The sequence below is a fragment of the Proteus sp. FZP2095 genome, assembly GCF_023701425.1.
GTDB lineage: Bacteria > Pseudomonadota > Gammaproteobacteria > Enterobacterales > Enterobacteriaceae > Proteus > Proteus cibarius.
Genome location: NZ_JAMQBJ010000002.1, coordinates 337,516 through 354,318 on the forward strand (window position 1 = coordinate 337,516; position 16,803 = coordinate 354,318).

14 protein-coding genes and 1 other RNA gene are annotated in these 16,803 nt (G+C 38.6%); 8 read left to right on the forward strand and 7 right to left on the reverse strand.

Going from position 1 to position 16,803, the window contains the following annotated elements:
- Positions 1–17 precede the first annotated feature (17 nt).
- Positions 18–893 carry an acyl-CoA thioesterase II gene (gene tesB, locus NBG71_RS11735; RefSeq protein WP_075671967.1) on the reverse strand — a complete coding sequence of 292 codons (876 nt, stop codon included), beginning with the start codon at positions 891–893 and terminating at the stop codon, positions 18–20.
- Positions 894–1,218: 325 nt separating this feature from the next.
- On the opposite strand from tesB, the gene ffs reads away from it, so the two are divergent.
- Positions 1,219–1,315: signal recognition particle sRNA small type (gene ffs / locus NBG71_RS11740), an RNA gene on the forward strand.
- A gap of 391 nt (positions 1,316–1,706) precedes the next feature.
- Here ffs and hha read toward each other — a convergent pair.
- The 4 genes from hha to NBG71_RS11760 all read right to left on the reverse strand — a co-directional run bounded on the left by hha (position 1,707) and on the right by NBG71_RS11760 (position 7,317).
- Entirely contained in the window at positions 1,707–1,910 is a 204-nt protein-coding gene (hha, locus tag NBG71_RS11745) for a hemolysin expression-modulating protein Hha (protein ID WP_006535062.1), read from the reverse strand.
- 45 nt (positions 1,911–1,955) lie between these two features.
- A complete protein-coding gene (gene tomB, locus NBG71_RS11750; RefSeq protein WP_075671965.1) occupies positions 1,956–2,318 on the reverse strand; it encodes an Hha toxicity modulator TomB in 363 nt (120 codons plus the stop codon).
- A gap of 641 nt (positions 2,319–2,959) precedes the next feature.
- Positions 2,960–6,109, reverse strand: coding sequence for an efflux RND transporter permease subunit (locus tag NBG71_RS11755; RefSeq protein WP_075671963.1), 3,150 nt, complete (start codon positions 6,107–6,109; stop codon positions 2,960–2,962).
- A 14-nt stretch (positions 6,110–6,123) separates the two neighbouring features.
- The gene (locus NBG71_RS11760) at positions 6,124–7,317 is read right to left on the reverse strand and encodes an efflux RND transporter periplasmic adaptor subunit (protein ID WP_250916872.1); all 1,194 of its coding nucleotides are present in this window, start codon (positions 7,315–7,317) and stop codon (positions 6,124–6,126) included.
- 124 nt (positions 7,318–7,441) lie between these two features.
- Between NBG71_RS11760 and acrR the strand changes: the two genes are divergently transcribed.
- The 3 genes from acrR to mscK all read left to right on the forward strand — a co-directional run bounded on the left by acrR (position 7,442) and on the right by mscK (position 12,017).
- Positions 7,442–8,086, forward strand: a complete 645-nt coding sequence (gene acrR / locus NBG71_RS11765) for a multidrug efflux transporter transcriptional repressor AcrR (RefSeq protein WP_075671959.1) — start codon at positions 7,442–7,444, stop codon at positions 8,084–8,086.
- Between the two features lie 28 nt (positions 8,087–8,114).
- Positions 8,115–8,468 carry a DsrE/DsrF/TusD sulfur relay family protein gene (locus NBG71_RS11770; RefSeq protein ID WP_023580846.1) on the forward strand — a complete coding sequence of 118 codons (354 nt, stop codon included), beginning with the start codon at positions 8,115–8,117 and terminating at the stop codon, positions 8,466–8,468.
- A 168-nt stretch (positions 8,469–8,636) separates the two neighbouring features.
- Positions 8,637–12,017, forward strand: a complete 3,381-nt coding sequence (gene mscK, locus NBG71_RS11775) for a mechanosensitive channel MscK (RefSeq protein ID WP_226891863.1) — start codon at positions 8,637–8,639, stop codon at positions 12,015–12,017.
- Here the strand turns inward: mscK and rsmS are convergent, their stop codons facing one another.
- Together rsmS and priC are read right to left on the reverse strand one after the other, a co-directional pair.
- Positions 12,018–12,182, reverse strand: coding sequence for a pleiotropic regulatory protein RsmS (gene rsmS, locus NBG71_RS11780; RefSeq protein WP_075671955.1), 165 nt, complete (start codon positions 12,180–12,182; stop codon positions 12,018–12,020). It lies immediately after the preceding gene.
- Between the two features lie 11 nt (positions 12,183–12,193).
- Entirely contained in the window at positions 12,194–12,736 is a 543-nt protein-coding gene (gene priC, locus NBG71_RS11785) for a primosomal replication protein PriC (RefSeq protein ID WP_075671953.1), read from the reverse strand.
- A gap of 137 nt (positions 12,737–12,873) precedes the next feature.
- On the opposite strand from priC, the gene apt reads away from it, so the two are divergent.
- From apt to recR, 4 genes are all read left to right on the forward strand, one after another.
- Complete coding sequence (gene apt / locus NBG71_RS11790; RefSeq protein WP_036911661.1) at positions 12,874–13,425, forward strand: adenine phosphoribosyltransferase; 552 nt, start codon at positions 12,874–12,876, stop codon at positions 13,423–13,425.
- Positions 13,426–13,678: 253 nt separating this feature from the next.
- Positions 13,679–15,652, forward strand: a complete 1,974-nt coding sequence (dnaX, locus tag NBG71_RS11795; RefSeq protein ID WP_099659962.1) for a DNA polymerase III subunit gamma/tau — start codon at positions 13,679–13,681, stop codon at positions 15,650–15,652.
- 54 nt (positions 15,653–15,706) lie between these two features.
- The gene (locus NBG71_RS11800; protein WP_023580840.1) at positions 15,707–16,036 is read left to right on the forward strand and encodes a YbaB/EbfC family nucleoid-associated protein; all 330 of its coding nucleotides are present in this window, start codon (positions 15,707–15,709) and stop codon (positions 16,034–16,036) included.
- The gene (gene recR / locus NBG71_RS11805; protein ID WP_075671949.1) at positions 16,036–16,641 is read left to right on the forward strand and encodes a recombination mediator RecR; all 606 of its coding nucleotides are present in this window, start codon (positions 16,036–16,038) and stop codon (positions 16,639–16,641) included. Before NBG71_RS11800 ends, recR begins: the two co-directional genes overlap by 1 nt.
- Positions 16,642–16,803 lie beyond the last annotated feature (162 nt).

Below are 16,803 nucleotides of genomic sequence, written 5' to 3' on the forward strand. Positions count from 1 at the left end.
GGGAATATGCCAAGATATTATTTTGAATGTTTAGTACGTTTTTGGCGAATCACCCCTTCTTGAACAGAAGACGCCACTAGCTGACCGTTTGTATTAAAGAATTTACCTCTCACAAATCCTCTACCGCCTGATGCTGAAGGGCTTTCAATCACATAAAGCAACCAATCATCTACACGGAATGGACGATGAAACCACATCGAATGGTCAATGGTAGCAACTTGCAGGTTTGTATCCATAAAGCCTAAACCATAAGGTTGGAGAGCGGTTGGTAAAAAGTCAAAATCAGAGACATAGCCAAGTAAGTATTGATGCAAGAAAGGATCAGATGGCATTTCACCACGACTACGATACCAAACATAACGTTCAGCAGGCGCTTTAGAGTAGCCAAAAGGGCTAAAATATTGCACTGGACGCGCCTCAAAAGGTGTTTCTCGTAGTGCTAAAGATTTAATCGGCTCAGGTAATTTAGGTGCTAATTTCTTTAAAATCTCATGTTGTGAAATAAGTTCATTTGGAAAAGGAACATTAGGCATTGCATCTTGATGTTCAAAACCTTCTTCAAATTCTTGAAAAGAAACCGTCATATAGAAAATAGGCTTACCATGCTGGATCGCACTGACTCTACGAGTGCTAAATGAACCACCATCACGGATAAACTCCACATCATAAACGATAGGCTTATGGCTATCACCAGGACGTAAAAAGTAGCTATGAAATGAGTTGATATAACGGTTATCAGCAATTGTCTGTTTTGCAGCGTATAGTGCTTGTCCTACTACTTGCCCACCAAAAACTTGAGGTAATCCTAAATCTTCGCTTTGACCTCTAAATAGACCTTCTTCTATTTTTTCAAGTGCCATCAAATTGATGAGATCTTTCAATGCTTGACTCATAGTGTACCTGTATCATTAGATCTGGTTATTTTTTATAAAGTTGATTATATACAATCCTAAGAAGATAAAAAAATAATCTCCCTTTTTTCTCTTAGATCGCAACCTAATGATAAATGCACAGAGTTGATGGAGATTATTATTTATCAGCTTATTGAATACTCTCTGATGAGTTTATGAGAGGCAAAAAGAGCGTTAAAGGCAATTGAATAATCAGTGAGTGCATATTTGGGTAATTAATCATCACTTAGGTTTGCTTTCCTTGCTATTTAAGTCAGTTTAAAACATAATGCGTATCGTCTTAGCAATAAGACAATCTATGGGGTCTTGTTGGTTCTCCCGCAACGCTAACTTGTTAACTCGGTCAGGTCCGGAAGGAAGCAGCCATGGCAGGTGTCGCGTGTGCCGGGATGTCGCTGGCAAGGCCCCACCCAATTTCTAGTCCTTCATAATTTCTAATCCCTCATAATTACTATTTCCTAAGATTATTCGTTTCTCTTTATATTTTAACTCTCTATACGTGTTTTTGAACGCTGTTTTCTTTCGGTTTGAGAGTCAATATTATTGAATGGAAAATAGTATGCTTAATGTATCAATTTATTATTGGAAGATTTACGGTAGTGTTTATAAATGGAAGGAATATTTGGGTAAAGCAGTGCGGTCATGCCGTAATAAGGCAACGGCATGATGGTGTGTAATCATTCTACTGACAAGCAAACGTGAATAAAACGATATCTAAATTAAGAAATAATAACCCTACTACTATAAAAAATAAAAATAGCAAAAATAAAACTAAGGCAATTAAATAGAACTAGATTATCTAACAAATTTCCAAACAGACGCTGGAATTTTATCATATAGCTTATTCATTGTGAGTTCTGCTAAACGGTGGTCTGCGGCTGAATAAAACAGCTCCAGTTCATCATCAGAGAGTTCATATTTGTTTTTTTCAATCACACGTTCTAATGTTTCGATTGAAGTACATTTTCTTAAACGCATTAGATAGTCTGTCTTAGTCATGTTGTCTTTTCTCTATTATTAAAATAAAACTAAAGATAATTAAATTTACTTAATATAACTTTTTGGGTTTTTGGCAATGAGAGTTAAAAGTGACAAGTTTAACTCTTTCCAATTATTGATATCTGAGTAAGAAATTGATGTATTACCAAATAAACGATAAGTCTCTTCAAGGTACTCTTCTATAAGAGTATTAATGACATGTTTATCTGGGTATTTAATCTTAAATTTCCAACTAAAGTCCATAATGTGTTCAATTAGGACATTAAGGTCAACGCTTTTTGTGCTACTCAGATCGTTGTGCCAAACTGTACTACCTTTATCTAATGAGCCTAAAGCTTGCTGCAATAGCTCTTCACATAAAAATGACAATTCAGCTAAATCTACTTTTTCTGGTGAATATTCGTCCATAACATATCGTAATTGAATTAATAGAAAATATTCATTAATAATGATAAATGCTTAAAATTGAACTTATTAACGAGAAACATCACATAATTCATTAATGGATTAATAAAAAATATAAACTTGAAAATGGGTGTTTATATTTACTCGTATGCTAAAAGAGTTTAATAATTATATTTATTATTTCTAACAAAGTAATAGCATATCAAAAGATAATACTGAGCACTCAATTGCACTCGAATGAGTTTAAAATTTATACAATAAGTATTTCTTTGCTTAATATAGCACTATTATTGCATAAGTCACTATCTGAACAACAGAATTTTGTCTATTTTCGTAAAAATCAACAAATCTCAATTAAAGAGTATTTTTCTTAACATAATGATTATCTTTGTTTTTATTGTAATTTGAATGTTTAAGCGTGCAATTGAGGCATAATTATCGCTGTTATTTATAAATAACAGAGCTGTTTAATTTTGACAAAAAGTCATATATAAGAAAAAAAATAAAATGAGTTTATTGATTAAAGAGATATTTCCTAAAAATAATATAATGAGATAAGTTTTCATTTAAAACAATACATCAATAGATAAAGAAAAAGGTCGCTTTCGCGACCTTTTTGGCATTCTCACTCAAATCCATTCAAATTAGTGTGAATGATTTGGATGCTCTAAATCTTCATTTTTCTTCGCGAATCGTCTACGGATCACAACGAAGAAAATAGGAACAAAGTAAATAGCAAGGGAGGTTGCGGCAATCATACCACCAAATACACCTGTACCTACTGAGTTCTGAGCACCAGAACCTGCGCCGTTACTTAATACCAGAGGAATAACCCCTAACATAAAGGCCAGTGAAGTCATTAGAATTGGACGTAGACGCATTCTGACTGAGTCTAAGGTTGCTTCTATGAGCCCTTTGCCTTCTTTTTCCATCAGATCTTTGGCGAATTCAACAATTAATATTGCGTTTTTCGCCGATAACCCAATGGTTGTTAAGAGCCCAACCTTAAAGTAAACGTCATTTTCAAGACCTCTCAGTGATGTTAATGCAAGCGCACCGATAACACCCAGTGGAACGACTAACATAACGGAGAATGGTACTGACCAGCTTTCATAAAGAGCAGCAAGACAGAGGAATACGACTATCAAGGAAATGGTATACAGAGCAGGCGCCTGGTTACCCGATAAACGTTCTTGATATGACATTCCTGTCCATTCATAACCGATACCGCTTGGTAATTTACTGGCGAGATCTTCCATCATCAGCATTGCGTCACCACTACTTTGACCTGGTGTTGCACTACCTTGAATTTGAACTGCTGGTAAACCGTTATAACGCTCTAAACGAGGAGAGCCGTATAACCAAGGATCTTTACTTGTATCAATGAATGATGAGAATGGAACCATCTGACCGACATTGTTACGAACATAAAGATTACCAATATCTTGTGGCAGCATGCGGAATTGTGATTCAGCTTGAACGTAAACTTTCTTAACACGACCACGGTCGATAAAGTCGTTAACGTAACTACCACCAAACATGGTACCTAATGTTGAATAAATATCGCTAATTGCAACACCTTGAGCTTGTGCTTTCTCTAGGTCAATATATAGACGATATTGTGATGTATCTTCCTGACCATTAGGACGTACACCCATTAACATTTCAGGCTGTTGCGCTGCCATTCCAAGTAATTGATTTCGAGCTTCCATGAGTTTATCGTGACCAAGGTTGGCTTTATCCACTAACTCGAATTCGAAACCACCCGCAGAACCTAACTCAACAATTGCTGGAATATTAAATGAGTAAACAAAGGCTTCCTTAATTTGGGATAATGCCATATTGGCACGCCCTACAATTGCCGGAACTTTGTCTTCATCTGCTTTACGCTCACTCCAATCATTCAATACAACGAAGACTAGGCCCATATTTTGCCCTTGACCACCGAAGCCGAAGCCACTTACGGTAAAGACAGATTTAACGAGCTCTTTTTCATCGGTATTGAAGTAGTCGTTTACTCTTTCCAGTACGTCTTGTGTTTGTTCTTGCGTTGAACCCGCAGGTAACTGAACCATTGTCAGTAATACCCCTTGGTCTTCTTCAGGTAAGAACGATGCAGGTAAGCGAATAAACATTAACGCCATACCAGCAACTAATAAAACGTAAATTAATAAGTAACGACCAGTACCACGAAGTGTACGGGATACACTGTCAGTATAGTGATGACTACTCTTTTCAAAGGTACGGTTAAACCAACCAAAGAAACCAGTTTGCACACCATGACTACCTTTCGGTACAGGTTTTAACATCGTTGCACAAAGTGCAGGTGTTAAAATCAAGGCGACGAAAACAGACAGCACCATTGCTGATACGATGGTGATAGAGAACTGGCGATAAATCGCACCAGTTGAACCACCAAAGAATGCCATTGGAATAAATACCGCTGAAAGCACTAGGGCGATACCGACCAGAGCACTTTGGATTTGTCCCATAGATTTACGTGTTGCTTCTTTAGGTGATAAACCTTCTTCTTGCATAACACGTTCGACGTTTTCTACTACAACGATGGCGTCATCCACCAGAAGCCCGATGGCAAGTACCATCGCAAACATCGTCAAAGTATTTATCGAATAACCAAACGCCGAGAGTATGGCGAAGGTACCTAACAATACAACAGGTACTGCAATTGTTGGGATTAACGTAGCTCGGAAGTTCTGTAAGAACAGATACATAACTACGAATACCAGCATGATGGCTTCAATAAGCGTTTTTACCACTTCGAAAATAGAGATCTTAACGAATGGCGTTGTATCATATGGATAAACGACCTCTAATCCCGCAGGGAAGAACGGTTCCATTTCAGCTAATGCAGCACGTACAGCTGTTGCGGTATCTAATGCGTTAGCTCCTGTTGCTAACTTAATACCAATACCAGAAGCAGGTAGGCCATTAAAGCGAGCAATAGTGCTATAGTTTTCCGCCCCCATTTCAACAATACCCAGATCTTTTAGCTTAACCTGCGAACCGTCAGTATTGACTTTCATCAGGATGTCGCCAAATTGCTCTGCGGTATTAAGTCGAGTTTGGGCAATAATAGATACGTTTAAACGCTGACCAGGAACAGGAGGTGTGCCTCCTAATTGACCTGCTGCCACTTGGTTATTTTGCGCTCTAATTGCACCAATAACGTCAAGTGTTGTCATGTTATATTTCACCAATTTATCTGGATCTAACCAAATACGCATTGCGTATTGGGTACCAAATAACTGGGTTTCACCCACACCGGTTACACGGCTTAACGGGTCTTTAATCGTTGCACCCACATAGTCTGCAATATCATCTTGTGACATTGAACCGTCACTTGAGATGAACCCTGCAACCATCAAGAATGAACTTGAGGATTTATCAACACTAATCCCTTGTTGTTGCACTTCCTGAGGTAATAACGGCATGGCAAGTTGCAGTTTATTCTGCACCTGTACTTGCGCGATATCAGGGTCAGTACCTGCTTCAAAGGTCAGAGTGATATTCATCATACCAGCCGAGTCACTGGTCGCAGACATATACACCATGTTATCGATACCATTCATATTCTGTTCGATAACTTGGGTAACGGTGTTCTGCACAGTGGTGGCGTCAGCACCAGGATAAACCGCAGAGATAGAAATCGCTGGCGGCGCAATCGTTGGATACTGGGCAACAGGCAGTTTGATGAGTGCCAGAAGACCTGCGAGCATGGTAATTATCGCAATTACCCACGCAAATATCGGTCTATCTATAAAAAACTTAGGCATGGATCACCGACTCCTTATTGAGGATTCTTAGCTGGCTCAGTTTGTTCAGGTGATGGCTTCGCATCTAAATTCTCTTCTTGAGGCGTTACTGTCATTTTTGGTTTTGCTTTTTGCAATCCAGAAACGATAACGCGATCACCAGCCTGAACACCACTATTAACGAGCCATTTATTACCAACAGCTTGTGACACTTCGATGGTACGAACTTCAACAACGTTGTCTTTATTAACAACCATTGCTGTTGCATCACCACGCGCTGTACGAATCACAGCTTGTTGTGGGATCAAAACTGCATTTTGGCGAATACCATTTTCTAACTTAGTGCGAACAAACATACCTGGTAATAATTCCCCATTAGGGTTAGGTACGATAGCACGCATAGTAATTGAGCCTGTTGTCTCATCAACAGTCACATCAGAAAATTCTAAATGGCCTTTCTGTGCGTAAGCTTGCCCATTAGTCAGTGTTAAATGAACAACAGGTTTGCCTTGCTCTTGACGAATAATGCCACTTTCAATTTCATTTTTGAGTTTCAGGTAATCTTCACTCGACTGCGTCACATTGACGTAAATCGGATCGATTTGCTGAACAGTTGTCAGTGCGACTTGTTGACCTGGAGCGACAAGGGCGCCTTCAGTTACTGTTGATTTACCCGAACGACCTGAAATTGGAGCCGTTACTTTCGTATATTCAAGATTAATCTTTGCCGTTGTGACAGCGGCTTCGCCCGCTCTAACAGCAGCGACAGCTTGTGCATACTGAGACGTTGTAGTATCAAAATCTTGTTTACTGACATAGTTTGTACCCAGCAGAGGCTTATAACGCTCCACAGTGAGACGAGCTATTTCAGCATTAGCTTTAGCTTTCGCTAGTTCAGCTTGCGCACTATTTAAAGTTGCTTCAAACATAGCTGGGTCGATTTGGTACAAAGATGTACCTGCTTCTACATAGCTACCTTCGGTGTAATTGCGTTTTAAAATAATGCCGCCAACTTGAGGACGAACTTCAGCAATACGGAAGGCTGATGTACGACCTGGTAAATCAGTTGTGATTGTCAGAGCTTGCGCCCCTAAAGTCACAACACCGACAGCCGGTGCAGGAGGTGGACCCCCAGCAGACTGTTTAGCTTTGTCGTCACATCCAGCAAGAACCAAGCTGCCTGATAGCACTAACAGAGCCAGAGGCAAAACCCCTCTGTTTTTTCGCATAAGAAAACCTCTATTCAAACGTTGTTTCCCGGGATAAAAATAATTAAGTTGATGATTGGTTGCGATGTATAGTACAAACATACATGAATGTATGTAAATTAACTTCAGTCAAAATCGAGGATTAATGGCACGAAAAACTAAACGGCAGGCACAAGAAACAAAACAGCAGATTATTGATGCTGCACTTAGGTTGTTTACTGTGCAAGGCGTTTCTGCCACATCACTTTCAGATATTGCATCCGCGGCAGGTGTTACCCGTGGCGCAATATATTGGCACTTTAAAAATAAAGTGGATTTATTTACTGAAGCGTGCGAACTCACCGACTTAAAAATAGAATCTTTAGAAATAGAGTATCAAACAAAATACCCAGATGATCCACTATTTGTATTAAGAGAATTGCTTATTTACATATTGACATCAATTGTCGAAGATCCCAAACATAATGCACTTTTAGAAATATATTTCCATAAATGCGAATTTGTCGGTGAAATGACACCAATTGTTGAAATTCGCAGAGAATTGTGTGCAGCCGATCACTCCAGAATAGAACAGTCTTTATCTCGTTGTATTGAAAAAAAACAACTTCCTGCCGACCTTAATTTAAGAAGGTCGGCCATCATGTTAAGAGCTATGATGACTGGCCTTGCCGAAAACTGGTTATTTTCACCAGAAAGTTTTTCTATCAAAGATGAATGTCAATATTTGGTTGATAGCTTTATTGATATGATAAAGCACAGCGCAAATATGAGAATATCAGCGCCATCTTAATTTATTATTAAATTTGAGGAAGATGTTTATGAGTAAAGTATTAGTTATTGCTAACGGTGCAGCTTATGGTAATGAATCATTATTTAATGCACTGCGTTTATCAATAACATTAAAAGAACAGCATCCTGAAACTGAATTAAATATTTTTTTAATGTCAGACGCTGTGACCGGGGCTTTAGCTCGTCAACAACCTAAAGAAGGTTATAACTTACAGCAAATGTTGGAAATTCTAACTGCACAGAACGTTCCTGTTAAACTCTGTAAAACATGTACAGATACTCGTGGTATCAGTGATTTACCACTTGTTGATGGTGCAGAACTAGGCACATTAGTAGATTTAGCTCAGTGGACATTAGACGCTGATAAAATACTGACTTTCTGATCACCATTTCGTTTTCTCAGGCGAGAAACAAATCAAGCAACTTGTGCTGTTTACACTGCCAATTTGAAGCAATTGGATTATAATAATAAACAGTTTTTCAATATTAATTGAACAAGTTGCTTAACCATGTGTACTCAAACTTTTTTTTCTCAGTTCAATAATCGAATAATGACGACTATCTTCGCCACGATTATTATGTTTATTTTTTTGAGTTTCTCCATCACCTCTGCTTTAGCCGCAGTACCTAGTAATTTACCTACCCAAGAAAGTATTCAAAACCAGCTTAATTTATTAAATAAACGTAGTGAGTTAAGTGCAGAAGATAAATTAACGATTGCTGACTTTGAACAATCGCTCTTATTACTTGATAACATTCAACAGTTAGAAAAAAAATTAGTAAATTATGATAAAACAGTAGAGCAATTACCTGAAAAACTGCGTAATGCACAATATCAACTTAATCAGTTAAAACAGAAAGTCGCTAATAAAGAGGCGGAAGACTATCAAAAATCACTAGAAGCATTACCGTTAGCAACGTTAGAGTCACAATTAGAGACTGTCTTACAATCATTACAAAAAGCGCAAGACGATTTAGCAAATTACAGTAATGAACTTATTGTGTTACAAACACAACCAGAAAGGGCGCAATCTGTTTTATTTAATAACTCAGAAAGACTGCAACAAATAAGAACATTATTGAATAAAAGCAGTGCAGATAAAGCGCAAATGCGACCTTCAGCAGTACAATTATTACAATTAGAGCAATATTACCTTCAACAACAGAATAATTATCAAAAACGTACCTTACAATCTAATGTGCAGTTGCAAAGCTTATTACAACTTCAGCGTGATTATAGCTCGGCTTACATCGATCTTTCCCAAGAACATGCTCAACTCATTCAAGAAGAGATTAGTGATAAACGTTTAGATAGTTCAGAAGAAACAGCGAAAGAAGCGCAAAGTGCAGGGCTTGAAAATCAGGTCATTAATGATAATCCTTTCTATTTGGCGCAAACAGAAATCAATAAACATCTTAGTGATAAGTTGATTGTTACAACTCAAAATAATAATGAGTTAAACCGCCATAGCCTTATGGTCAAAAATCGTTTAGATAGAGCTATTCAATCTGAACGAAATTTAAAAGAACAAATTGATGTGCTTAAAGGAAGCTTATTGCTTTCTCGTATTTTATTTGAAGAGCAGGTCGATTTACCTGATGGTATTTTCATTAATAATCTGCCGGATAAAATTGCAGACTTACGTTTAGAGCAGTTTGAAATAAACAAACAACGCGATCAGATAATACAGCCAAGTATTTATATTGATCAGTTGATGCATGAATACCAAGCTGCTTATCCTGAAGTAACAGATCCCAATGCACAAAAAGAGCTGCGTAGTGCATTAGAATTACTTGTTGATGCTCGACGTGAATTGCTTGATAAGCTCAATAATCAATTGGGTAATCAAATCTCGGGTTCGATTAACCTACAAATGGATCAACAGCAATTACGCAGTGTGGTGAGTTCTCTTGAAAATACATTGGCCCAGCAAATTTTCTGGGTAAGCAGTAATAAGCCAATTAATCTCAATTGGTTCTCAACATTTCCTGCTCAGGCGGTTGCTGAGTTTCAAGGTTTTAAACTTAATTGGTCAAATGAAAATCTGCTGATCGGGGCTAAGAAATCACTTCCTGTTCTTATCGCACTAATTTTGTTCGGTTCAATACTGATTTGGCAACGTAAGAAACTCGATATCCAGTTTGAAAAACTCAATGGGGATATTAATAAACTCAATAAAGATTCCCAGTTACATACCCCACTTGCGCTGGGAATTGTCTTTCTAAAAACATTACCGTTATCTTGTTTCGTTTTAGCAATAGGATATTGGCTAATCAATAGCTTTAATGTGCAACAAGAATTTATCTGGTCTTTCGCTTGGCAATTTGCGGTATTTTGGCTGATGTTTGAATGGTCTTATCGCTTAATGTCTGACGATGGTGTTGCTGTAAAACATTTCAAAATTCCTATGGAACGAGTCCAACAAAACCGTAAGCGTTTATTGCGACTCTCTCTTCCTATGTTGCCTATTATTTTGCTTTCTGCTTATGGGATTAATAATCCATTATTGCTGGTAGGCGATGTTATTGGGCAGTTGATTGCAATTATTTCACTATTTGGTATTAGCTTATGCGCACTGCCATTTTGCCGTGAAATGTGGCAGGAAAAAGGTAATCATGTTGTTAGAACCGTAGTAATTACCTTATTAACATTTTCACCTTTAATTCTAATGGGTCTGGTTATTTTTGGTTATTACTATACGGCATTACGTTTGGCAAATCGTTGGATTGATAGTCTATATCTACTTATGTTGTGGTTTATTGCTTACCACGCCAGTTTACGTGGATTAACTGTTGCCGCTAGAAGGCTTGCTTATCGCCGAGCGCTTGAACGCAGACAAGCGATGTTAAAAGAGAAGAAAGAAGGTGAAGATAATAGCCTTGAACCTATTCAAGAACCCCCTATGGATATGGACCAAATTAATCAGCAATCATTAAGACTAACAACGATGATCTTATTTATCATCTTTGCTTCTAGTTTCTATGGTATTTGGTCTGATTTTATTACGGTCTTTACCTATTTAGATGGAATAACGCTCTGGAGTTACAATTTACCAACAGAACTGGGTAACGTTATTAAAGCTGTCACTGTTGCTGATCTATTATTGTCTGTTTCTATTATGGCAATTTCTTGGTTTATGACGAGAAACTTACCGGGGTTATTAGAAGTATTAATTTTATCTCGTATAAAACTGCAACAAGGTGCTTCTTACGCAATCACAACTATTTTGACCTACATTATTATTGCTATCGGAACCATCGTATCACTGGGAATATTAGGTGTAGCATGGGAAAAATTGCAATGGTTAGCAGCGGCTTTAACGGTTGGTTTGGGGTTCGGTTTACAAGAGATATTTGCAAACTTTGTGTCTGGCTTAATTATCTTGTTCGAAAGACCTGTCAGAATTGGTGATACCGTTACTATTGGTACTTATTCCGGTACAGTTAGCCGAATTCGTATTAGGGCAACGACAGTGACTGACTTTGATCGCAAAGAAGTGATTATTCCAAATAAAGCGTTTGTAACCGAACGGCTTATTAACTGGACATTATCTGATACGGTGACACGTATTATTATTCAAGTGGGTGTTGCTTATGGTTCTGATCTTGATAAGGTCAAAGAGATCTTAATGAAAGCCGCTAAAGATAATGTCAGAGTAATGACTGAACCAGAACCTGTGGTGCTATTTACTGAATTTGGGGCAAGTACCCTAAATCATGATTTGCGTTTTTATGTCAGAACATTGGGTGATAGAAATATTGCAATAGATGAGGTTAACCGTGCTATTGATAAGCTATGTAATGAAAATAATATCAATATTGCGTTTAACCAACTTGATGTCTATTTGCATAATAAACAAGGTGATGAAGTACAAGAGATAAAACGTCCTCTGGATGGCTCAACACCTGAAGCAAATACGCCTTTCGCTTAATTAAATAGATAAATGGGTAGATTGTGTCGCCAATTTTTTTTCATAATCTTGGCGCACAATCTCAAGCGCTTCGAGGGCTGTTTTAGGATCAATATGGTGGCTTTCAAGTAAATAGATAAGATCGACTGCCAATTGAACAGACTCAGGTGCTTCTTTTAAACTCATTGTCACTCCTTTTAAAATTTATTTTCTTGTTTCTCAATGCCCTTTTCGATAGAAAACAGGGCGTTTTTGCAGCGCGCAAGGCGATTTTCAAGCGCAGCAATCTCTTTTTGTAACTCTTGTTGCTTTATAAAGCTTTGTGCTTGCGTTAATGAAAGCTCTCTATCTTGGATCATGGCTTGTAATCGACGTTCATAATCCTGATGTTGGGCAAGCTTTTGGTATAAATCGACACTTTTTTTTCGTTGAGTAAGCTGGTTCTCTTGCTTTCTTAGTGTTTGTGTCGATAATTCACGAGTTAATGCTTCAATTTGTTGTAGGATTTGTGTGGCCAGAAATTTAACCTGCTGGCTTCGTTGTGCCTCAACACAAGCGATTAACTGGGTAAAATTATCGCGGATCTGTTGCATATAGCCACCAAGGGAATCACTTCGGCGGTGGAACAGTGCTGTGTCGAAGCAAGGTGCTGCAATTTTTTTGTTTGCAATAGGCGCCACTGTTTCGGCAAGATTGTCTATCTGTTTTTTAAACAAGCTTAAAGGATCGGGTTTATTCATCTGGTTCTTGTCCCTGTTTTGATAAAAACATGAATTGACTTAAAGCAACAAAAAAGAGTTGTTAATTGGCTTTCTGTTGCATTTTAACGGCATATTGCATAGATTCTATCGTTTCGTTTTTTATTATGGCACTGATTATGACTGCTAACGCGCAACAACTGCAATTTATTAAAGACAGTATTGAAACCATTCCTGATTATCCAAAAGAAGGGATATTATTCCGTGATATCACTACGTTATTGGATAATCCTGCTGCATATCAGGCAACCATTGATTTATTGGTAGAACACTATCAAGGTCAGGGTATCACTAAAGTTGTGGGTACCGAAGCGCGTGGCTTCTTATTTGGTGCTCCTGTTGCATTACGCCTAGGTGTTGGTTTTGTTCCTGTTCGTAAAAAAGGTAAATTGCCTCGCGAAACGCTCAGTGAAACTTATGATCTGGAATACGGCACAGATACTTTAGAGATCCACAAAGATAGTATTACGGATCAAGACAAAGTATTAATGGTTGATGATTTACTGGCAACGGGTGGCACTATTGAAGCGACAGCTCGTCTTATCCGCCGTTTAGGTGGTACTGTGACAGAAGCCGCTTTCATTATTTGCTTACCTGATTTAGGCGGTATCGAACGCTTAGAAAAACAAGGTGTTCACAGCTTTACACTGGTTGATTTTCCTGGACATTAATATCTTCACTGTTTAGAGAAGGGTTAATGAGCTCTTATCGTAAACACAAGTAAAAGTGCGGGTGTTTATATATCGTTTATAAGTTTTTCTATTTTTATAAATGTATATTGCCCGCACAATTGTTACTTTTTACTTTATCTTCAATTTCTGCTGGTTCTTTCATCAATATCTCATTTGTTTCTTACAAATCTCGCTCAATAGGTCGTCCCTGTGTTAGCATAGAGATAAATCTTGTTCAAATTTAGCGGAATCAATGAGCTATCAGGTACTTGCCCGTAAGTGGCGCCCACAAACTTTTAACGATGTTGTTGGTCAACGTCATGTGTTGACCGCTTTAGCTAATGGTCTTGATCATCAGCGACTTCATCACGCCTATCTTTTTTCTGGTACAAGAGGTGTCGGAAAAACCACTATTGCCCGACTGTTTGCCAAAGGGCTCAATTGTGAAACAGGTATTACGAGTAAACCTTGTGGTCAATGTGCAAATTGCCTCGAAATAGAACAAGGGCGTTTTGTCGATTTAATTGAAATCGATGCCGCATCTCGTACTAAGGTAGAAGATACCCGTGAATTGCTTGACAATGTGCAATATGCGCCAGCTCGTGGACGTTTTAAGGTCTATCTAATCGACGAAGTTCATATGCTTTCTCGTCACAGTTTTAATGCGCTATTAAAAACATTAGAAGAACCGCCAGAGCACGTTAAATTCTTATTAGCGACGACCGATCCACAAAAATTACCTGTCACGATTTTATCGCGTTGCTTGCAATTTCATCTGCGTGCATTAGATATTGACCAGATTGCGACACAACTCGAAAAAGTGCTTGCAGCCGAACATATTGAAAATGATGTAAGAGCACGTCAACTTATTGCACGTGCCGCTGATGGCAGTATGCGAGATGCATTAAGCTTAACAGACCAAGCTATTGCAAGTGGTGAAGGTGTTGTCAGTGCGGAAGTGGTTAGCCAAATGCTTGGCACTATTGATGATGCTCAGCCTTTAGCATTGATTGAAGCGCTGGTAAAAGCTGATGGCCAACAGGTTATGTCGCTGGTTAATGAAGTTGCTTCAAGAGGTACTGACTGGGAAAATTTCTTGGTTGAAACACTCTCATTACTGCATCAAATTGCAATGTTGCAATTATTGCCTAGTGAAGAAAATCCTCAAGAGCAATTTACTCAAGAACGCTTACGTTTATTGGCTAAATCTGTTTCTCCACAAGATTTACAACTCTATTATCAAACCTTATTAGTAGGGCGAAAAGAGCTGGCTTATGCACCAGATAGACGCATGGGCGTTGAAATGACACTGCTACGTGCGCTTGCTTTTCATCCTAAAACAGTGATTGACGAAATACCTTCTGCGCCATTAGCACAAACTTTACCGTCAGCATCATTGCCAGCGAATAGAATATCTGAACATTATGCTCCGCAAGTGGCGCAAACGCATTCGTCTCAAATGGCCCACCAACCTTCTTCACCAACAGAAAATAGTGCTTCATTAGGCAATAGTCCTGCAGCACAACTTTTAAGAGCAAGGCAGGCAATAAAGGGGACGGAACAACAAACCCCGCCAAAAAAGTCTGAACCGGCGACGCCTAATCGGGCTAAGCCGGCTGCTAGTGCATTAGAGCGGCTAGCAGCCGTGAGTGAAAAACGCCAGCAAGTTGCTAAGCGTCAGACTAATGCGCCTGAAAAGAAGAAAAAAGAAGAGTACCAGTGGCGTCCACAAAACCCTGAATTAATGTCAACTCAAGAGGTTGTTTCTTCACCAAAAGAGATCAAAGAAGTTCTCGAATATGAAAAAACACCTGAGTTAGCAGCAAAAATTGCTAAAGAATCACAAGAAAGAGATGCTTGGGCCGCTGAAATTGACAAAATGCCACTACCTAAATTAGTACAACAACTGGCATTAAATGCGTATAAAGAGACAGTAAGTGAAGAAAACGTTATTTTGCATTTACGAACTAAACAGAAACATTTAAATTCAGCAAATGCATTACGCACGCTCACTAATGCGTTAAGTGAATTGCATGGAAAAGCAATTTCACTCACAATTATAGAAGATGATGATCCAGCGGTAAAAACTCCGTTGGAGTGGCGACAAGCCATTTATGATGAAAAATTGGCGTTATCGCGTCAATCGATTATTACGGATAAAACGATTCAAACATTACAGCAATATTTTGATGCTGAACTGGATGAAGAGAGTATCCGACCTGTTTAATCGCAACATGTTGTATGACTTCATACTGTGTGGCTTTTACAAAGAGAGACAATTATGTTCGGAAAAGGTGGTTTGGGTAATCTGATGAAGCAAGCCCAACAAATGCAAGAAAAAATGCAACAAATGCAAGAAGAGATCGCAAACTTAGAAGTGACCGGTGAATCTGGCGCTGGCTTAGTTAAGATCACTATCAATGGTGCTCATAATTGCCGTCGTGTTGAAATCGATCCTAGCCTGCTAGAAGATGACAAAGAGATGCTGGAAGATCTGATTGCTGCTGCCTTTAATGATGCTGCGCGTCGTATTGATGAAACGCAAAAAGAGAGAATGGCCTCTGTTTCTAACGGTATGCAATTACCACCAGGCTTTAAGATGCCATTCTAATGCAAACTAGCCCACTTCTTGAATCATTAATGGAAGCGTTGCGTTGTTTACCCGGAGTCGGGCCTAAATCAGCGCAACGAATGGCTTTCCAACTGCTTCAGCGTGATAGAAGCGGTGGTATGCGACTTGCACAAGCACTCACGCGTGCAATGTCTGAAATTGGTCATTGTTGTGATTGCCGAACCTTTACTGAAGAAGAGCGTTGCACCATTTGTGCCAATGTTCGCCGTCAGCAAAATGGGCAAATTTGTGTTGTCGAAAGTCCTGCGGATATTCATGCTATCGAGCAGACAGGGCAGTTTGCGGGTCGATACTTTGTTTTAATGGGGCATTTATCCCCTTTAGATGGTATTGGGCCTATGGATATTGGTTTAGATAGACTTGAAGAACGCTTAAGTCAAGAAGCTATTTCAGAAGTGATCTTGGCTACAAACCCGACTGTTGAAGGTGAAGCAACCGCTAATTACATTGCTGAAATTTGCGCTCAGTATGATATTGCGGCTAGCCGAATTGCCCATGGAGTTCCAGTGGGTGGTGAGCTTGAAATGGTCGATGGTACTACGCTTTCGCACTCTATCGCTGGACGCCAAAAAATCCACTATTAACATCATAAATTGTTTATTAAAAAACACCTTTTTACTTAATGTAATGAGGTGTTTTTTTATATGACGTTATGAAAAACTTCACAGTATTAGCTATTGATTAGATTTTTGATATTAATACGAGCTTTCCCAATCCTTATATTCAATTTATCGCTTTTTTCTTTC

Bases quoted from the DNA above. Each gene is read 5' to 3' on its own strand.
- rsmS (WP_075671955.1), bottom strand. From the start codon at position 12,182: ATGAGTTTAAAAGAAGCACCTGAGTCTGTTCAATTGGCAGTCGATCTT.
- NBG71_RS11755 (WP_075671963.1), bottom strand. From the start codon at position 6,109: ATGCCTAAGTTTTTTATAGATAGACCGATATTTGCGTGGGTAATTGCG.
- acrR (WP_075671959.1), top strand. From the start codon at position 7,442: ATGGCACGAAAAACTAAACGGCAGGCACAAGAAACAAAACAGCAGATT.
- recR (WP_075671949.1), top strand. From the start codon at position 16,036: ATGCAAACTAGCCCACTTCTTGAATCATTAATGGAAGCGTTGCGTTGT.
- apt (WP_036911661.1), top strand. From the start codon at position 12,874: ATGACTGCTAACGCGCAACAACTGCAATTTATTAAAGACAGTATTGAA.
- NBG71_RS11760 (WP_250916872.1), bottom strand. From the start codon at position 7,317: ATGCGAAAAAACAGAGGGGTTTTGCCTCTGGCTCTGTTAGTGCTATCA.
- hha (WP_006535062.1), bottom strand. From the start codon at position 1,910: ATGACTAAGACAGACTATCTAATGCGTTTAAGAAAATGTACTTCAATC.
- dnaX (WP_099659962.1), top strand. From the start codon at position 13,679: ATGAGCTATCAGGTACTTGCCCGTAAGTGGCGCCCACAAACTTTTAAC.
- tomB (WP_075671965.1), bottom strand. From the start codon at position 2,318: ATGGACGAATATTCACCAGAAAAAGTAGATTTAGCTGAATTGTCATTT.
- NBG71_RS11770 (WP_023580846.1), top strand. From the start codon at position 8,115: ATGAGTAAAGTATTAGTTATTGCTAACGGTGCAGCTTATGGTAATGAA.
- priC (WP_075671953.1), bottom strand. From the start codon at position 12,736: ATGAATAAACCCGATCCTTTAAGCTTGTTTAAAAAACAGATAGACAAT.
- tesB (WP_075671967.1), bottom strand. From the start codon at position 893: ATGAGTCAAGCATTGAAAGATCTCATCAATTTGATGGCACTTGAAAAA.
- mscK (WP_226891863.1), top strand. From the start codon at position 8,637: ATGACGACTATCTTCGCCACGATTATTATGTTTATTTTTTTGAGTTTC.
- NBG71_RS11800 (WP_023580840.1), top strand. From the start codon at position 15,707: ATGTTCGGAAAAGGTGGTTTGGGTAATCTGATGAAGCAAGCCCAACAA.